Source organism: Lentzea flaviverrucosa (assembly GCF_003350445.1).
Lineage (GTDB): Bacteria > Actinomycetota > Actinomycetes > Mycobacteriales > Pseudonocardiaceae > Lentzea > Lentzea californiensis.
This window is the reverse complement of sequence record NZ_QQAU01000001.1, coordinates 490,092-506,059: the sequence shown is the minus strand read 5'-3', so window position 1 is coordinate 506,059 and position 15,968 is coordinate 490,092. Positions and strand designations below refer to the sequence as shown.

Here is a 15,968-nt window from a genome sequence, read left to right as displayed (position 1 = left end):
GGGTCACCACCTCACCGGCAGCTCCGTGAGCCCGCCGACGACCAGCCCCTCCACCCGGCGCAGGTCTTCGGCGCCTACGGCGAGTTCCAGGGTGGGCAGCCTGCGCAGCAGGACGTCGAGCACGGCCTGCAGTTCGGTGCGCGCCAGCGGTTGCCCGATGCACGCGTGCGCGCCGGCGCCGAAGGCCAGGTGCGGGTTCGGGCTGCGGTGCAGGTCCATCTCCGAGGCGTCGGCGAAGGCGCTCTCGTCCCGGTTGGCCGCGGCCATGCTGCACACCGCCGTCGTACCGGCGGGCAGGACCGTTCCGGCGAGCTCGACGTCCTCGTCGAAGTAGCGCACCATGCCGAAACCGGAGTTGGCGTCCATCCGCAACGCCTCCTCGACGGCGGTGCGCACCAGCGACCGGTCCTCCAGTAGCCTTTCCCAGCGACTCCGGTCGGCGAGCAGCATCGCGACCATCTTGGCGATCATGTTGGCCGTGGTCTCGTGCCCCGCCACCAGCAGCCCGATGCCCGTGGAGATGAGGACGACGTCGGAGAGCGGGTTGCCCTCGGCGTCGGTCTCCGCGATGAGCGCGCTGAGGATGTCGTCGCCGGGTTCCGCCCGCTTGGCCGCGATGTGCGCCGCCAGGTAGGCACCGAACTCGGCGTGCGCCGCCCTCATCTCCTCCTGGGAGAAGCGGGTCATGCTGAGCAACATGTCCGACCAGTGCGCGAACCTGTCGCGGTCGGCGTCCGGGACCCCGAGCATGTCGCAGATGACCCAGACCGGCAGCGGGAAACCCAGGCCTGCCTTCAGATCGGCCGGTCCGCCCTGGGCGACCATGTCGTCGACCAGCCGCTCGGCCATCGCCTCGATGCCGGGCCGCAGGGCGTTCATCCGCTTGGCGGTGAACCACTTGCCGATCATCCGCCGCCAGCGCAGGTGCTCCGGACCGTGCTGCGGCAGCACCGACGCCATCTCGCTGTCGAACACCCCGCCGTCCTCGGCGGAGACCCTGGCGCCGCGGCCCGGCCCCGTCCTGGTGAAGCGAGGATCGGACAGCACCTGCCTGACGTCGTCGTACCGGGTCACCAGCGTGGCCCCGTCACCGCTGGGCAGCGTCACGTGCGCGACCGGGCACCGATCACGCAGCCGTGCCCACTCCTCGGGCGGGTCCAACGCGTTCCCGGCGGGGATCGGGTACCGCAACGGCTCTTCCACCTGCGTCAACGAACGCCTCCTCTCGCTGCGGCCCGTGTTCGGCCGCTCACCCACAGCTTGGAGATCAGGCGACTTTAAGTCAAGCGACTGACTTAAAGCGCAGGTCGCCGCGGGGTCGCGAGGGTTGGGCAGGCTAGTTTGCGCAGGTGAGTCAACTCGATGACGTGGCCGAGCGCGACAACTGGCGGTGCTGGGTGTGCGACGAACCGGTCGACCCCGACATGTCGGTGAACGACGGGCGAGGACCCAGCGTCGACAGCAGAACGGCCGACCGCAAGGCCAAGGTCGCCGAACGGCTGGCGCACCGCGGGTGCAACAGCCGCAAGGGCGCGGTCAAGGTCGTCATCGCCTGGCCGGACCACCTGCACGTGGCCGAACCCGCGCCGCTGATCACCGTGGCCGGGCGGCTGGAACGCAAGGGGGGCCGCGAGATGGTGGGCCGCTGTCCGACCAGAAAGGACGCTCACGAGGTGGCGGAGTGGCTGGTGGACCGGTTCTCCCGGCTGGTGCCGGGGCTGCCGGTGACCGCCGCCGTCGAGCCGGGTGGTGGCCAGTTCCTCGTCGTCCTGGCTGCGGGACGCCGCTGACCGGAACAGTTGCGTCGCTTGAGGAATTCGGCGCGGACTCTCAGCTGTGCTGCGCTTCAATCAGCGCATGACCTTCGGCTCACCGCGGCGCGTCGACCGGTCGGTGCTGACGCAGTGGTGGACCGACGTGACGTTCCTGCACTGGCGGGTTTGTCCTGTGGCGGTGGAACATCTGCTGCCTGCGGGGACGAGCCCGGACGTGGTCGGCGGTGACACGTTCGTCGGGCTGGTCGCCTTCCGCCTGTGCCCGCTGGGCTGGCCCGCGCTGACCGGGCGCTGGAGCTTCCCGGAGACCAACGTCCGGCTGTACACGGTCGACCGGCGGGGACGGCGTGGTGTCGTGTTCCTCTCGATGGACGCCTCGAGCCTGCCGTTCGTTCTGGGTGCACGGGCTCTCGCGGGACTGCCGTACATGCTGTCGGACATGGCGGTGCGCCGCGACGGCGACGAGGTCACCTACACCTGCAGGCGCAGGTGGCCTCATCGTCCGGATGTGACGAGCACGTTCACCGTGCGGGCGGGGGAGCGGATCGTCCGGCCGAGTCCGCTGGAGGAGTTCCTGACGGCCAGGTGGGGCCTGCACACGTCTTTGCTCGGCCGGACCACATACCTGCCGAGCCATCACGCTCCGTGGGACCTGAGTCGCGCCACGATCGTCCGCTGCGACGACGACCTCGTGGCTTCGGCGGCGATCCAGGTCTTCGGCGAGCCGATGAGTGTTCTGTACTCGCCGGGCGTGCAGGCCAGGTTCGGTGTTCCGTCCTGCGCGGCCTGAAGTCCTGTGATCAGGACCATGCCCGAGTTTGTTGAACTTTCAATAGTGAGGTCGCAGACTAGTACGTGAAGCTTCAACAACGCGGAGGCCTGGATGACGAGCACGGAGCTGAAGGCGACGGTGCGCACGCAGGTCACGGTGCCGCTGGAGTTCCCGGACGGGTACGCCACCACCGCGGAGGTCTTCACCTTCACCGGTCTCGTCGACGGCCTCGAACACCTGGCTCTGGGACTCGGCGACTGGCGGACGGCGGTGGCCGGGGGCGACGCGCCGTTGGTGCGGCCGCACAGCGAGTGTCTCACCGGCGACGTGTTCGGGTCCCAGCGCTGCGACTGCGGTCCTCAGCTCCGCGAGGCGGTGGAACGGATCGCGGGCGAGGGCGGCTTCCTCCTCTACCTGCGGCAGGAAGGCCGCGGCATCGGGCTGTACGCCAAGCTCGACGCGTACGCGCTGCAGGACGCCGGGCTCGACACCTACGAGGCGAACCTGGCGCTCGGGCGCGGCGAGGACGAGCGCGACTACTCGGCGGCGGCGCAGATGCTGCACGCGCTGGGTGCCGACCGGATCCGGTTGCTGAGCAACAACCCCGACAAGGCGCTGCAGCTCGACGCGCTCGGCGTGCGGGTGGCCGGCCGCGTCCCGACCGGCGTGCACCTGACCGCCGCCAACGCCGCCTACCTGTCGGCCAAGGTCGCCCACACCCACCACACCATCGACCTGCCGCTGGCCGGCTGACCACCCCTGGGAGGGAACGACATGACCACGCTCGACAAGATCGCGCCGACGGTGGTGCCGCTGCACCCGTTGCTGGCGGCGCGGTGGAGCTCCCGGGCGTTCGACCCGGACCACGAGGTCACCGACGAGCAGCTCGCCGCGTTGCTGGAAGCCGCCCGCTGGGCGCCCAGCGCGTCCAACACCCAGCCGTGGCGCTTCGCCGTGACCAGGCGCGGCACCGCCGAGCACGCGGCGGTGCTCGACACCCTGGCCGGCGGCAACCAGGTGTGGGCGCGGGCCGCGTCGGCACTGGTCGTCGTGGCGGCGCGCACCACGGGCGCCGACGGCGCCGCGCAACCGTGGGCGGTCTACGACGCCGGCCAGGCCGTGGCGCACCTGTCGGTGCAGGCCCAGGCCGAAGGGCTGGCGGTGCACCAGATGGGCGGGTTCGACCGCGACCGCCTCGCCGCCGTGCTCGCGGGGTCCGGCGTGACGCCGCTGGTCGTCGTCGCCATCGGTCTGCGCAGCGAGCCCGCCCGGCTCACCGAACCGTTCGCACAGAGGGAGACCGCCGCACGCGTGCGCCTGCCCGTCGGCGAGCTGCTGCTCCCGGTGCGGCCACAGCAGGCAGGATGACGTGGTGACCGACGCACGACCCGCAGCCGAACCACGATGGCTCACCAGCGCCGAGATGGACGCCTGGCTGAACGTCACGCAGGTGCTGATGCTGCTGCCGACCGCGCTGGACCGGCAGTTGCGTGACGACGCGGGCCTGCCGCACGCCCACTACCGCGTCCTGACCATGCTCAGCGCCGAGCGCGACGGCAGCATGCGCATGACACAGCTCGCGCGCAGGGCGGGCACGACCACGACCCGGCTCTCGCACGCGGTGTCCGTGCTGGAGGAACGCGGCTGGGTCGAGCGGTCCGCCTGCCCGACCGACAAGCGCGGCCAGGTCGCGCGACTCACCGACGAAGGCTGGAACTTCCTGCGCTCCGCCGCACCCGGTCACGTCGCCGAGGTCCGCCGCCTCGTCTTCGACCACCTGACCGACGACGACGTCGCCCGCCTCCGCGAGATCACCGCCAAGCTCCTCCCGTCCCTCACCGATCTGTGACCGCTGCCGCCGGGCACTTCTCAGCAGCGCCCGGTAGGTCGAGTCAGCGTCCGGCCGGCGAAGGAGGACGACTGCGTCCGCTCGGTCTTCCGCCTTCGACCCCGGGCGGACGTTCACCCGGGCGGTGCCGGGGTAGCCGACCGGCACGAACACCGGACGGCAGAACCCTCAGCAGGACCACGACGAAGCGAGCCGCACCTCATTGGAGGAGGCGGGACGGACGAGGCCGACACCGAGGAAAGGAGTGCGTTGTGACCGAACCAGAGCATGACGACGTCGAACGCGGCGCCGCGGAGGAGCAGAGCGGTGCGCCGTTGACGCCCACCGAGGAGGAGGCGTCGAAGCAGGCGTCGAGCGGTCCGGGCGCCGGTCTGGACGGCGGCGGCCGCTACGGCGACGACGACGGCTGACCACTGCTCAGGACGAGAACGGCGCGTCCGGACACGGTCATCGGACGCGTCGCGCGGACCGCCGCGTCTCGAAGGCGTACACGTTGTCGTCCTCCGCCGGGCGCTGCCAGCGGAACACACCGGCACCCTGGGCGTAGGCGAGGTGCCCGCCGAGCGCGCCACCGACGCCCAGCACCGACATGCCGATCAGGCTCAGCACCTTCCCCCTGGCGTGCGCCTCCTGCCGTCGCGCGGCGTAGGACGCGGCAAAGAAGGCCAGCGCGGCGGTGTTGGCGATCGCGTGCACCACGCCGACCCGCTGCTGCCGCCGGTTCAACCGGTCGTAGTCCGCCAGCCCCAGGAGGACGGCCGGTGGTGCCGCCGCCAGTCCGATGCCGGTGAGCCGCCGCGACGCCCCCTCGTTGCCCGCTCGGGCGTCCAGCACCGACGCGCAGGCCCAGGCACCGATGGGCACGGTGACCGCCAGCGGATGCAGCGGATGGCCGAGCCAGGACCCGCGCAACACCTGACGGAGACCTGGTGGCCGCAGCAGCCGCCGGGCGACCGCCGCCACCGAGGCCGCCGGCCGGTCAGCGGCCCGCAGGTCCTCCACCTTCCGCAACACCTCATGAAGGTTCATGGCTGCGGATACCCCGCCGCGCACCACCCATCCCGGTGAACGACCATCAGGTCGTGGGCAGGGGCGGGCCCGGGGTGCGGACGATCAGAGCCGCGGTGGCGATCAGGTCCCACCCGGCGTACTCGTTGCCGGTGTCGAGGTGTGGGACGTGCTTCTCGTAGCGGTCGAGCAGTTCGTTCCGGAGTCGAAGACGGCGTGGTGCGGGTGATCCGGCCGGACGTGGCAGCAGAGCCGGGCCCAGGTCCGCCGGTTCGGCACGGGCGACGAGCCTGCGGGCCTGCCCGCCCATGACGCTCGCGATCTGGGCGCGGTTCAGCCCCAGGTACCGGGCACCGCGGGCGGTGGCATGCGCTCCCCAGGTCGGCGTGGAGTACGGCACGTCGCTGCCGAACAGGACGTGGCCGGGAGGCACCGCCCCGAGCAGCGTGAGGAGGTCGGTCCGACATCGGACGGGCGGGTCCGAGAGTCACGCGCACCAGTTCGTAGCCGTCAGCGGTGAGTTGACGCTCTGCGAGTTACGTCGCGTCCCTGCGGGTGTAGACGACGGCGTCGTGCCCACCGTGGACCAACGCGCGTGCGAGCCCGGTGACCACGGTTCCGCGGGAGGTCCTGCCGATGTGACTGGTCACCAGTGCGATCCGCATGCCCATCACACCTCCTGCCCGGATCCGGCCTCCGTCGAGCCGCGGTGGGCGATCAGGTCGTTGATGAACCGGTCGGCGAGCACGTGCAACTTGACGTTCTCGCGTTGCGACCGTTCGACCAGCAGCCGGAAAGCCTCGTCCGCGGTGATCGCGTGCACGGCGATGAGAACGCCTTTGGCCTGGTCGATCACGGCCCGGGAACGCAGCGCGGAGCGCAGTTGCTCGGTGAGCTTGAACGCCCGCAGGTACATGCTGTGGCTGCGCAGGGCCGTCTCGACGGCGGTGCTGTAGAGGGTCAGCAGCGGAGCGTCCAGCTCGTGGAAGCCGTGGCCCTGCTGGGAATAGCCGTTGATGGCACCGAAGTGCTCGTCGTCCACGGTCAGCGGCGCCGACAGGAAACTGCCCATCCCGGCGGCGCGGGACTCGGCGCCGAAGGCGGGCCAGCGGTCCTGCGCCTCTTCGATCGTCGCCCGTACCAACCGGCTCGTCGCGGCGGCGTCGAGGCAAGGGCCCGCGCCCGCGCCGTACTGGACACCGTCCAGGCGGGTCACGAGTTCACTGGTGCTCGCGGCGGTGAAGGGCTTGCCGCCGTCCAGCAGTGTCACGGTCGCCTCGTCCAGACCGGGCACCGCCTGCACGACCTGCTCGCAGACCTGGTGCATCAGCACCCGCAGGTCGTCCTCGCGGCTGAGGGCTTCCGAAAGGCGCTCCAGTGCGGTCGTCACCTCGTCCAGCACGACCGGCAGCGGCCGGTCAACGTGGTTCGACGTCTCCATGGTCATTTCCCCGTCCACTGACGAGGACTCCCAGACGAAACACACGGCGGGACTGCTCCCACCGGCACATGGCTGAACCGGACAACACGTGCGACGACGTCGGGTGTGCTCGTCCACCGCAAAACGCATCCGGGGCGTGTGCCGCGACTCGGCGCACGGAGGGCCACAGACCTCACGACCCTAGCGCGCCCGGCATCGCTGCGCCGCCTGGCGGTTTGGAGCTGTGGGGGCTGGGAAGCCGTGGGCATCGGTGCACGTCCTTCACCGGAGAGGCGACCAGTCAGTGCCGAAGGTGCGACGCCCATGAACCACGACCTGCCGCTGGCCGACGAACTGGCGGCCGTGTCCGCGCGGATGTCGGGCCTGCTGCTGTCGCGGGAGACGGTCGGCACGGCCCTGCACCTCGTGACGTCCCTGGCGGGGGAAGCGCTTCCCGGCGCGACGGGCGCCGGTGTGTCGTTGCTCGACGAGCACGGCCGCAGGACGACCGCGGCGGCCACCGACCCGCTCGTGGAACACCTCGACGGGTTGCAGTACGAGATGGGGGAGGGACCGTGCCTGACGGCGTGGGAAGGGCGTCACGTGCTGAGGGTCGACGACATCGCCGGGGACGACCGGTGGCCGCGCTGGTCAGCCGCTGCCGGGGACTCGGCCATGCGGTCGGCGTTGAGCGCACCGCTGGTCGCGGGAGGCGACGCACTGGGTGCGATCAAGGTCTACGGCCGCGAGCCGGGCGCGTTCGGCGAACGGGACGAGTACCTGCTCACGATGTTCGCCGCGCAGTCGGCCATCCTGGTGGCCAACGTGCGGACGTTCGAGAACGCGACGAAGCTCAGTGAAGCACTCGCGGACGCGCTGCGCGGCCGTGACATGATCAGCATCGCCAAGGGGATCGTCATGGCGCGCGAACACGTCGACGAGGAAGCCGCCTTCGCCTTGCTGGCGCGCAACGCCCGCGAGGAGAACGGGAAGCTCCGCGACCTGGCCGGCACCCTCCTGCGCTCCACCGTCCGGTGGGACCGCTGATCGCCATGTCCTCCGACCGGCAGGCGTCACACCAGGACGAGCAGCGCCGTGCGCTGGCGCTCGCCTTCAGCAGGGCCGGCCTGACACCGGAACAGTTGTGGACGCGGTACTTCGCTCTCGGCGGAGCGGCAGGGCTGATGGAGGTCGAGGCGTACCTGCACGGCCTGATGCCGTTGCCCGCGTTACAACGCGACATGCTGGCGCACGCGATCAACGAGCGCCTCGACGAGCTGACCTGGCCGCAGCGGGTGCCCTACACCTTCCCGGCACGGGGCAGCAGTCCGCGGACAGGACCGCTGGCGGGCCTGGTCGGCCTGCTCGACGGCATGCACAAGGCGCCACCGGAGCGCCTCCCCGCGGCCGCGGCGCGCGCGGGCAGGGCGCTGGGGCTGCGGATCGCGATCTACCTCGTCGACTACGACCAGCAGACCCTGCATCCGCTGCACGATCCCGAAGACCCGCACCGCGTCCCTCTCGGAGTGGACACGAGCCTGCCGGGGCGGGCGTTCCGCACGGTGCAGACGCTCACCAGCGACTCCGGCGGCCACCCACAGCTGTGGGTGCCTCTGCTCGACGGGGTGGAACGACTCGGCGTGCTGGGCGTGACTCCGACGGGGGGAGCGGACCTGCACGACCCGGAGCTGCACCTGTGGTGCCGCTGGCTGTCGACGCTCATCGGCCACCTCGTCACCATCAGCACCGGCTACGGCGACGGCCTGGACGCGATCCGCCTCCAGCGCCAGAGGGCCCCGGCGGCGGACCTGATCTGGCAGCTGCTGCCCCCGCTCACCGCGGCCACCGACGGCTTCGTCCTCGCCGGCGTGCTGGAGCCCTGCTACGAGGTCGGCGGTGACGCCTTCGACTACACGTTGTCGCCGACGACGGCGTCACTGGCCATCTTCGACGCCGTCGGGCACACGCTGCGCAGCGGGTTCGTGGCCGCGGCGGCGCTGGCCGCCTGCCGCAGCAACCGCCGCGTGGGCCACGGCCTGTTCGAACAGGCCCGCGCCATCGACGAGACGATCTCCGGCCAGTTCCCCGACGGCGCGTTCGCCACCGGTGTCCTGGCCGAGCTCGACCTGGGCAGCGGGCGGTTGCGGTACCTCAACGCCGGCCACCCGCCACCACTCGTGCTGCGGTCCGGCAAGGTCGTCAAACGCCTCACCGGCGGACGGCGCCTGCCCTTCGGCCGGGGAACCGGCGAGCTCACCATCGCCGAGGAGACGTTGCAGCCCGGCGACTGGCTGGTCCTGCACACCGACGGCATCACCGAGGCGCGCGACGACGCCGGGGAGCTCTTCGGCGAGCGGCGGCTGACGGACTTCCTCGAACGGGAGGCCGCGGCGCAGAACCCACCGCCGGAGACGGCCCGGCGGCTGGTCAAAGCCGTGCTGGCGCACCAGAACGGTGCGCTGCGGGACGACGCGTCCATCCTGCTGGCCCGCTGGATGAAGAGCGGCGAACCGGGGCTGTGACGAGGCCGGCCACGGCAGCGTCCACTCCGGACTCACCGCGCTTCGCCCGGGCCGTGGCACGGATCACCCGGATGACCGAGTCCGAGAGGCTCACGTCCGGGAACAACGGCGAGCGCGAGTGCGTCTAGAAGATCGGAAAATCGTTGGGCTCTCGGCAAGTGACACCGGACGCCACCGGTGACCGGAGGGAGGACAGCAGTGGAGTTGTTGCCGCTGCGCACCGATTTCGACCTGCGGCGGCGCGGCTACGACCGCGACCAGGTCCAGGACTACGTACGAGGGACCGAGGAGGAGCTGAGGCTGCTCGCCGCCGATCGCGACGCCGCCCTCGCCCACGCGGAGTCCCTTGCCCGGCAACTGGAAGAAGCCCGCACGCGGAACGCGGAGCTGCGTGCCCTCGTCGACCGGATCTGCCGCACCCCGATCGATCCGGCCGCGCTCACCGATCGCCTGCGCCGCCGGGCCGAACTCGCCCACGCCGAAGCGGACGAGATCACCACCCGCGCCCGCGCGGCCGCCGAGCAGCACTGGGCGGACGCCGAGCGGGCCGCCGGCCGGGTGCGGCATCGGGCCGAACAGCTCGTGGCCGACCTCGATCGGCGGCGCGCGGAGGTGGAGACCGAGCACCGCGAGCTCATGGACCGCGCGCACCGCCAGATCGACGCGACCACCCGGCAGGCCGAACGCCGCCGGCGCGAGCTCGACGAACAGGCCGCGCGGCTGCGTCAGCAGATCGAGGCAGACTTCGAGCAGGCTATGGCGCAGCGCCGCGCGGAAGCGATGCGCGCCCTGGCCGAGGAACAGCGGCGCGTGCAGACACGGATCGACGCGCTGCGCGGGCAGCGCGACCGCATCGCCGCGGACCTCCGTGCGGCACAGGCACTCCTGGCCGACACCGAACCGCTGCTGTGTCCTCTGCCGGAGGAGGCGCAGGAAGTGGGACCCGTGGTGCCGGTGCAGGTCATCCGCCACACCCGCGAGCCCGTTCACAGCTGATCGGACGACGTGCACGCCCGCGACGAGCACGGTTCCGTCCACACGGGACCGTGCTCGTCGCCCGGAAACGAGGTCAGATCGGGTCTTCGGGCGTGCGTGCCGCGCCGGCCACCGAGCCGCCGGGTTCGTCGGCGAGCTGTCCGCGTCCGGCGGCCTCCGACCGCACCTCCTCGTCCAGCGGGGCCTCGGCGACCGGCACGTCGGGCTGTTCCTCGGCGAGCCGGTCCTCCAGCGGACGGGGATGGGCCTGCTCGTACGGCGTCATGCCGTACTTGTCCACGCCGCTCCACCGTTCCGGCGGGTCCATTCCGGCCTCGAGCGGGTCGAGGCGCAGCCGGTCCTCGTCGAGGTCCTCCGCGCTGTTGAGCGCCGCCGGGTCGGTCTCGACGGCGTCGGGTGGTCCCGTGTCGTGCGGCGGCGCGTAGGACGCCAGGTCGTCGCCCGAATCCATGTCATGTGTCGCCATGACCGTCGTGTACCCGGCAGGCGTTCGCCCAATCGCCTCGATCATGGCGCGGGAAGTGTTCAAGTGGTGGTGTTCCGGTTACTCCGTTCGCATGGACCACGGCAAAGCACCCGTGCTGGAAGCGTTGCAGGCATTTCGCGACCTGGGGTTCACCCCGTTCAACCCGCCCGGCCACCGCCAGGGGCGGGGAGTGGACCCGCGCGTGCTGGACGTCGTCGGTGAGGCGGTGTTCGCCTCGGACGTCATCTCGGTCAACGGCCTGGACGACCGGCTGATGCGGGACGGCGTCATCGAGCGGGCCCAGCAGCTGATGGCCGACGCCGTGGACGCCGACCAGGCGTTCTTCTCCACCTGCGGCAGCTCGCTGTCGGTCAAGAGCGCCATGCTGTCGGTCGCCGGACCGCACGAGAAGATCATCATTCCGCGGCACGTGCACAAGTCCGCGGTGGCGGGCCTGATCCTGAGCGGCGTGTCGCCGGTGTGGCTGTCCCCGCACTGGGACGCCGAGCGGCACCTGTCCCACCCGCCGGGCGCTGAGGAGGTGCGCGAGCTGTTCGAGGCCGAACCCGAGGCCAAGGGCATGCTGCTGGTCACGCCGAACGACTACGGCACGTGCGGCGACATCAAGGCCATCGCCGACGTCTGCCACGAGTTCGGCAAGCCGCTGATCGTGGACGAGGCGTGGGGCGCGCACCTGCCGTTCCACCCCGACCTGCCGCAGTGGGGCATGGACGCGGGCGCCGACGTGGTCGTCACCAGCGTCCACAAGTCCGGTGCCGCGGTGGAGCAGAGCTCGGTGTTCCACCTGCAGGGCGACCTGGTCGACCCGTCGGCGCTCAAGAACCGCGAGGACCTCCTGGGCACCACCAGTCCCACGTCGCTGGTGTACGCGACCCTCGACGGCTGGCGCCGCCACATGGTCCAGCAGGGGAAGGCCATGTTCACCGCCGCCCTGGCTCTGGCGCACGCCACCCGCGCCTCGATCAACGAGCTTCCCGGGCTGAGCGTCATGGGCGAGGAGGAGTTCACCGGCCCCGGCCTGGCGCACGCCCTGGACCCTCTCAAGGTGGTCGTCGACCTGGCCGGCCTGAACATCAGCGGCTACCAGGCCGCCGACTGGCTGCGCGAGCACCAGCGCGTCACCGTCGGCCTGTCCGACCACCGCCACATCGTCGCCCAGCTCACCCACGCGGACGACCACCGGACCGCGACCGTGCTCCTGGACGCCCTGAGCGCACTGGTCAAGGCCGCCGACGACATGCCCGAGCCACCGCCCGTCGACCTGCCCACGCCGGAGGAGCTGCGGCTGGAGACGGCGATGCTGCCCCGCGACGCCTTCTTCGCCGAGGTGGAGCAGGTGCCGGCGGAGAAGGCGGCCGGCCGGATCAGCGCCGAGATGGTCACCCCCTACCCGCCGGGAGCGCCGGCCGTGCTGCCCGGCGAGGTGATCACCCAGGCCGTCGTGGACTACGTGCGCAGCGGCCTGGACGCCGGCATGGAACTGCCCGACCCCGCCGACTCCGAGCTCAAGTCCTTCCGGGTGGTGGCCCGCAAGCGCTGATCTCGCGGACGTGCTGCTCGAGCCTGCGGTCGACCTTGTGCACCAGCTCGGTGGTGCACCCACGTTGAGGCCGATGCGGGTGCCGGCGGGACGGAACCCCCGGCGCCGCAAGCAGATCCGGGTCGGTGCGAGGCTGGTGTCGCCGGCACCGAAGCCGGGGACGAGCACCGCACCCGATCCCCGGCCGAGCTCCGGGTCTTCTCGCCGCCACACCGGATCGCGCAGCATCCGGGGGATGTCCAGCACGGCGGCCAAGGCGTGCTCGCCACCGGTTCTCCGTGCCGCCTCGACCAGCCTCGTCGCGTGTCCTGCCGGCGGGACGACCGTGGTCCGCGAATTCTCGCCGAAAGCGGAACGAACCACTTCGGTTCTGTGAAAGGAAGTTCCGTTTGCCTGCCCCGATCCCGGGTATCTGGTGGGCCCTGACGACGAGGTGCGAGGTGATGGCGCGTGTCCGAGGAGCCCCGCCGGGTCGGCGTTCTCGACGTCGGTTGCTTCAGCGCACATCTGGTCGTGGTCGACCGCCACCAGGGGTCGCTGCTGCACCCGGTCGTGTCGCACAAGGTGAGGCTGCGGCTGGACCAGGCCGTCGACTCTGACGGGCGGATCAGCGCGGCGGGCATGGAGCGCGTCGCCGCCGCTGTCGAACAGGCGCAGCAGGCAGTCCGCCGTGCCGGTGTGGCGACCGTCGTCCCGTTCGCCACCTCGGTCATCAGGGACGCGGCCAACGCCGGAGAGGTCGTCGACCTGGTGGCGGCGCGGACCGGTGTGGAGCTGCGCACGTTGTCCGGACTGCAGGAGGCTCGACTGTCCTACCTCGCCGCGCGGAACTGGTACGGCTGGTCGGCCGGACCGCTCACCGTGCTCGACGTCGGCGGCGGCACCGTGGAGATGGCCGTCGGCGAGGGTACGGAACCCGTGGCGGCACACTCGCTGCCGCTGGGAGCGAGAACCCTGACGAGGCAGTGGGAGTCGGAGAAGCTCACCGGCAAGAGGCTGCGCCGCACCACGGCGGACCTGGTCCAGATGATCAACGCCGACCTCCCCGCCGGCCTTCCGGACGGCGCCCGGTGCCGTGCCGTGGGCTGCTCCAAGGTCTTCCAGCAGCTGGCACGCATGACCGGCGCGCGCCCGCAACGCGACGGGCTCTTCGTCGCGCGCCAGCTCCGTGCCGCCGACCTGGAGAAGTGGATTCCCCGGCTGGCGAAACTGCCGGCGGCCGAGCGCGCAAGGATCCCCGGCATCTCCGAGCACCGCGCCCACCAGTCGCTGGCGGGTGCGATCGCCGCGCGGGCGCTCATGGAGGCCACCGGCCACGACGTCGTGGACATCTGCCCGTGGTCCACCAGGGAAGGGCTGCTGACCACCCTGCTGGAGCAGCCTCCGCAGCACGCGGGCGCCGGCCTGGTCGCCGTCGCCTGACGTCGTCGCGTGGTTCGGCGGTACGTCCCGGGGTAGCCGTGTCGGGAGCGATGCCGACCGAGGAGGGCTGACGTGACCACGACGACGCTGCCGATGCTGGAGAGCTACCCGGCGGAGATCAACGTGGACCGGGGAAAGCTGGCAGCGGCGATCGACGCGTTGATCGCCTGTGCCGAGGCGTGCACGGCCTGCGCCGACGCATGTCTGAGCGAAAGTTCGGTGGCGGAGCTGACGAAGTGCATCCGCACGGACCTGGACTGCGCGGACGTCTGCGGCGCCACGGCCCGTGTCCTGTCGCGGCACACCGCCTACGACGCCAACGTCAGCCGGGCGTTGCTGGAGGCGTGTGCGGTGGCGTGCAAGGCATGTGGAGACGAGTGCTGGTCGCACGCCGACATGCACGAGCACTGCCGGATCTGCGCCGAGGCCTGCCGCGCGTGTGAGACCGCCTGCCGGGACCTGCTCTCCACCATCAACTGAAGGAGCACACTTGCAGAACGCAGTGGGACAGCGCACCTGGGTGATCGCGGAGGGGCACATCCCCGGAAGCGGCCACGGTGAAGGCCCAGCCCTCGAAAGCCACGAGACCGCGTGCATCCTCAACGCGTCCGACACGGACGCGCAGGTGGAGATCACCGTCTACTTCACCGACAGGGAACCGGTCGGCCCCTACCGCTTCACGGTCCCCGCGCGACGCACGCGGCACCAGCGGTTCAACGACCTGACCGACCCGGAGCCGATCCCGCGGGACACCGACTTCGCCACGGTGCTGCACAGCGACGTCCCGGTCGTCGTCCAGCACAGCCGCCTCGACTCCCGCCAGGCCGAGCTGGCGCTGCTGTCCACCATCGCCTGGCCGGCGGGCTGACGCGATCACTCCACTGTGGACCGTGTTTTGCCGGCCCTTCAGCGGGAACTCGCCCAGTAGGACGCCGGCGAACGAGGGGAAGCGCAGTGAAGGCAGTGGTGTGGCACGGCATCGGTGACATCCGTCTGGACACCGTGCCCGATCCCAAGATCCTGGAACCGTCCGATGCGATCGTGCGGATCACCCGCAGCGCGATCTGCGGTACCGATCTGCACATGGTGCGCGGCACGATGCCGGGGATGGTGCAGGGCACGATCCTGGGCCATGAGGCGGTCGGGGTGGTGGAGGAGGTCGGCCCGGCGGTACGCGGGTTCACGCCGGGCGACCGGGTGGTGGTGACCTCGACCGTCGGCTGCGGCACCTGCTCGTACTGCCGTGCCGGGTACTTCGCCCAGTGCGACACCGCGAATCCCAACGGTCCGTCGGCGGGCACGTGCTTCTTCGGCGGTCCGGAGACGACGGGCCCGGTCGACGGCCTGCAGGCGGAGTACGCGCGGGTGCCGTTCGCGATGACGACGCTGGTGCGCGTGCCCGATGCGGTGAGCGATGACCAGGCGATCCTGCTGTCGGACATCTTCCCGACGTCGTGGTTCGGCGCCCGGCTCGCCGAGGTGGGCGACGGCGACACCGTGCTGGTGCTGGGCGCCGGCGTCGTGGGCCAGTTCGCGATCGCCTCGGCCAAACGGCAGGGCGCGGGCCGCGTGCTTGTGGTCGACGGCATCGCGTCGCGCCTGGACAAGGCCCGCGAGCAGAACGCGGAGACCATCGACTTCAACGTCGAGGACCCGGTGGCACTGGTGAAGGAGCTGACTGGCGGCGTCGGGGCGGACCGGGTGATCGACGCGGTCGGTGTGGACGCGCAACGCCCGGCACGCGGACCGGCCGCCGAGCAGTACGAGCAGCAGGCGCAGCAGTTCGAGCAGGAACGCGCCCAGGCGGCACCGGACGCAGCTCCGCGGGGCGAGCAGTGGGTGCCGGGCAACGCGCCGAGCCTGGCGCTGCGGTGGGCGGTGCAGGCCGTGGCGAAGGCGGGAACGATCGGGGTGATCGGTGTCTACCCGGCGGGGTTCGACCGCTTCCCGATCGGGGAGGCGATGAACAAGAACCTCACTCTGAACATGGGCAACTGCAACCACCGCCGCTACCTGCCCGGACTGCTGGACCTCGTCGTGAGCGGCACCGTCGACCCCACGGCGTTCATCACCCGCCACGAGGACCCGGTCGACGCGATCGAGGCCTACGAGATGTTCGACCGGCGCGAGGACGGCTGGCTCAAGACCGTCCTGGACGTCGCGTGACCAGCCGGAGG

At 71.3% G+C, this 15,968-nt stretch carries 20 protein-coding genes; 14 read left to right on the top strand and 6 right to left on the bottom strand.

Annotated elements, in window-relative coordinates; genetic code table 11:
- Positions 1-3: 3 nt before the first annotated feature.
- Complete coding sequence (locus tag DFR72_RS02545) at positions 4-1,212, bottom strand: cytochrome P450 (RefSeq protein WP_425459866.1); 1,209 nt, start codon at positions 1,210-1,212, stop codon at positions 4-6.
- Between the two features lie 137 nt (positions 1,213-1,349).
- Here DFR72_RS02545 and DFR72_RS02540 point away from each other — a divergent pair, with 137 nt between their 5' ends.
- From DFR72_RS02540 to DFR72_RS45300, 6 genes are all read left to right on the top strand, one after another.
- Positions 1,350-1,790, top strand: coding sequence for a hypothetical protein (locus tag DFR72_RS02540; protein ID WP_090064221.1), 441 nt, complete (start codon positions 1,350-1,352; stop codon positions 1,788-1,790).
- A gap of 67 nt (positions 1,791-1,857) precedes the next feature.
- The gene (locus DFR72_RS02535; RefSeq protein ID WP_090064570.1) at positions 1,858-2,565 is read left to right on the top strand and encodes a YqjF family protein; all 708 of its coding nucleotides are present in this window, start codon (positions 1,858-1,860) and stop codon (positions 2,563-2,565) included.
- Between the two features lie 93 nt (positions 2,566-2,658).
- Positions 2,659-3,300, top strand: coding sequence for a GTP cyclohydrolase II (locus DFR72_RS02530; RefSeq protein WP_090064222.1), 642 nt, complete (start codon positions 2,659-2,661; stop codon positions 3,298-3,300).
- A 21-nt stretch (positions 3,301-3,321) separates the two neighbouring features.
- Positions 3,322-3,915 carry a nitroreductase family protein gene (locus DFR72_RS02525; protein WP_090064223.1) on the top strand — a complete coding sequence of 198 codons (594 nt, stop codon included), beginning with the start codon at positions 3,322-3,324 and terminating at the stop codon, positions 3,913-3,915.
- A 4-nt stretch (positions 3,916-3,919) separates the two neighbouring features.
- Positions 3,920-4,396, top strand: coding sequence for a MarR family winged helix-turn-helix transcriptional regulator (locus DFR72_RS02520; RefSeq protein ID WP_211335269.1), 477 nt, complete (start codon positions 3,920-3,922; stop codon positions 4,394-4,396).
- Positions 4,397-4,647: 251 nt separating this feature from the next.
- On the top strand, positions 4,648-4,806 hold the full coding sequence (locus DFR72_RS45300) for a hypothetical protein (protein WP_170176099.1): 159 nt from the start codon (positions 4,648-4,650) through the stop codon (positions 4,804-4,806).
- A 37-nt stretch (positions 4,807-4,843) separates the two neighbouring features.
- On the opposite strand, the gene DFR72_RS02515 is transcribed toward DFR72_RS45300, so the two are convergent.
- From DFR72_RS02515 to DFR72_RS02505, 4 genes are all read right to left on the bottom strand, one after another.
- Positions 4,844-5,410 (bottom strand): DUF2231 domain-containing protein, encoded by a 567-nt coding sequence (locus DFR72_RS02515; RefSeq protein WP_245982451.1) that lies wholly within the window; start codon positions 5,408-5,410, stop codon positions 4,844-4,846.
- A 61-nt stretch (positions 5,411-5,471) separates the two neighbouring features.
- A complete protein-coding gene (locus DFR72_RS02510) occupies positions 5,472-5,837 on the bottom strand; it encodes a hypothetical protein (protein WP_090064225.1) in 366 nt (121 codons plus the stop codon).
- Between the two features lie 103 nt (positions 5,838-5,940).
- A complete protein-coding gene (locus tag DFR72_RS47415) occupies positions 5,941-6,069 on the bottom strand; it encodes a hypothetical protein (RefSeq protein WP_256238188.1) in 129 nt (42 codons plus the stop codon).
- A 5-nt stretch (positions 6,070-6,074) separates the two neighbouring features.
- Positions 6,075-6,851 carry an ANTAR domain-containing protein gene (locus DFR72_RS02505; protein ID WP_342768627.1) on the bottom strand — a complete coding sequence of 259 codons (777 nt, stop codon included), beginning with the start codon at positions 6,849-6,851 and terminating at the stop codon, positions 6,075-6,077.
- 297 nt (positions 6,852-7,148) lie between these two features.
- On the opposite strand from DFR72_RS02505, the gene DFR72_RS02500 reads away from it, so the two are divergent.
- From DFR72_RS02500 to DFR72_RS02490, 3 genes are all read left to right on the top strand, one after another.
- Entirely contained in the window at positions 7,149-7,871 is a 723-nt protein-coding gene (locus DFR72_RS02500) for a GAF and ANTAR domain-containing protein (RefSeq protein WP_090064226.1), read from the top strand.
- A complete protein-coding gene (locus DFR72_RS02495) occupies positions 7,859-9,346 on the top strand; it encodes a PP2C family protein-serine/threonine phosphatase (protein WP_245982449.1) in 1,488 nt (495 codons plus the stop codon). The genes DFR72_RS02500 and DFR72_RS02495 overlap by 13 nt, the downstream gene beginning before the upstream one ends.
- A 198-nt stretch (positions 9,347-9,544) precedes the next feature.
- The gene (locus DFR72_RS02490) at positions 9,545-10,342 is read left to right on the top strand and encodes a hypothetical protein (RefSeq protein WP_090064227.1); all 798 of its coding nucleotides are present in this window, start codon (positions 9,545-9,547) and stop codon (positions 10,340-10,342) included.
- Positions 10,343-10,415: 73 nt separating this feature from the next.
- Here DFR72_RS02490 and DFR72_RS02485 read toward each other — a convergent pair whose 3' ends face one another.
- Positions 10,416-10,808 carry a hypothetical protein gene (locus DFR72_RS02485; RefSeq protein WP_425459865.1) on the bottom strand — a complete coding sequence of 131 codons (393 nt, stop codon included), beginning with the start codon at positions 10,806-10,808 and terminating at the stop codon, positions 10,416-10,418.
- Here DFR72_RS02485 and DFR72_RS02480 point away from each other — a divergent pair.
- The 5 genes from DFR72_RS02480 to DFR72_RS02460 all read left to right on the top strand — a co-directional run bounded on the left by DFR72_RS02480 (position 10,807) and on the right by DFR72_RS02460 (position 15,957).
- Positions 10,807-12,369, top strand: a complete 1,563-nt coding sequence (locus DFR72_RS02480) for an aminotransferase class I/II-fold pyridoxal phosphate-dependent enzyme (RefSeq protein ID WP_484169025.1) — start codon at positions 10,807-10,809, stop codon at positions 12,367-12,369. The genes DFR72_RS02485 and DFR72_RS02480 overlap by 2 nt on opposite strands.
- Before the next feature lie 450 nt (positions 12,370-12,819).
- Positions 12,820-13,791, top strand: a complete 972-nt coding sequence (locus DFR72_RS02475) for a Ppx/GppA phosphatase family protein (RefSeq protein ID WP_090064229.1) — start codon at positions 12,820-12,822, stop codon at positions 13,789-13,791.
- Between the two features lie 72 nt (positions 13,792-13,863).
- Positions 13,864-14,271, top strand: a complete 408-nt coding sequence (locus DFR72_RS02470) for a four-helix bundle copper-binding protein (protein ID WP_245982447.1) — start codon at positions 13,864-13,866, stop codon at positions 14,269-14,271.
- Between the two features lie 10 nt (positions 14,272-14,281).
- Positions 14,282-14,659: a sensory rhodopsin transducer gene (locus DFR72_RS02465; protein WP_090064230.1), complete on the top strand. Its 378-nt coding sequence runs from the start codon at positions 14,282-14,284 to the stop codon at positions 14,657-14,659.
- An 86-nt stretch (positions 14,660-14,745) separates the two neighbouring features.
- The gene (locus tag DFR72_RS02460) at positions 14,746-15,957 is read left to right on the top strand and encodes a zinc-dependent alcohol dehydrogenase (RefSeq protein ID WP_090064231.1); all 1,212 of its coding nucleotides are present in this window, start codon (positions 14,746-14,748) and stop codon (positions 15,955-15,957) included.
- Positions 15,958-15,968: the final 11 nt, after the last annotated feature.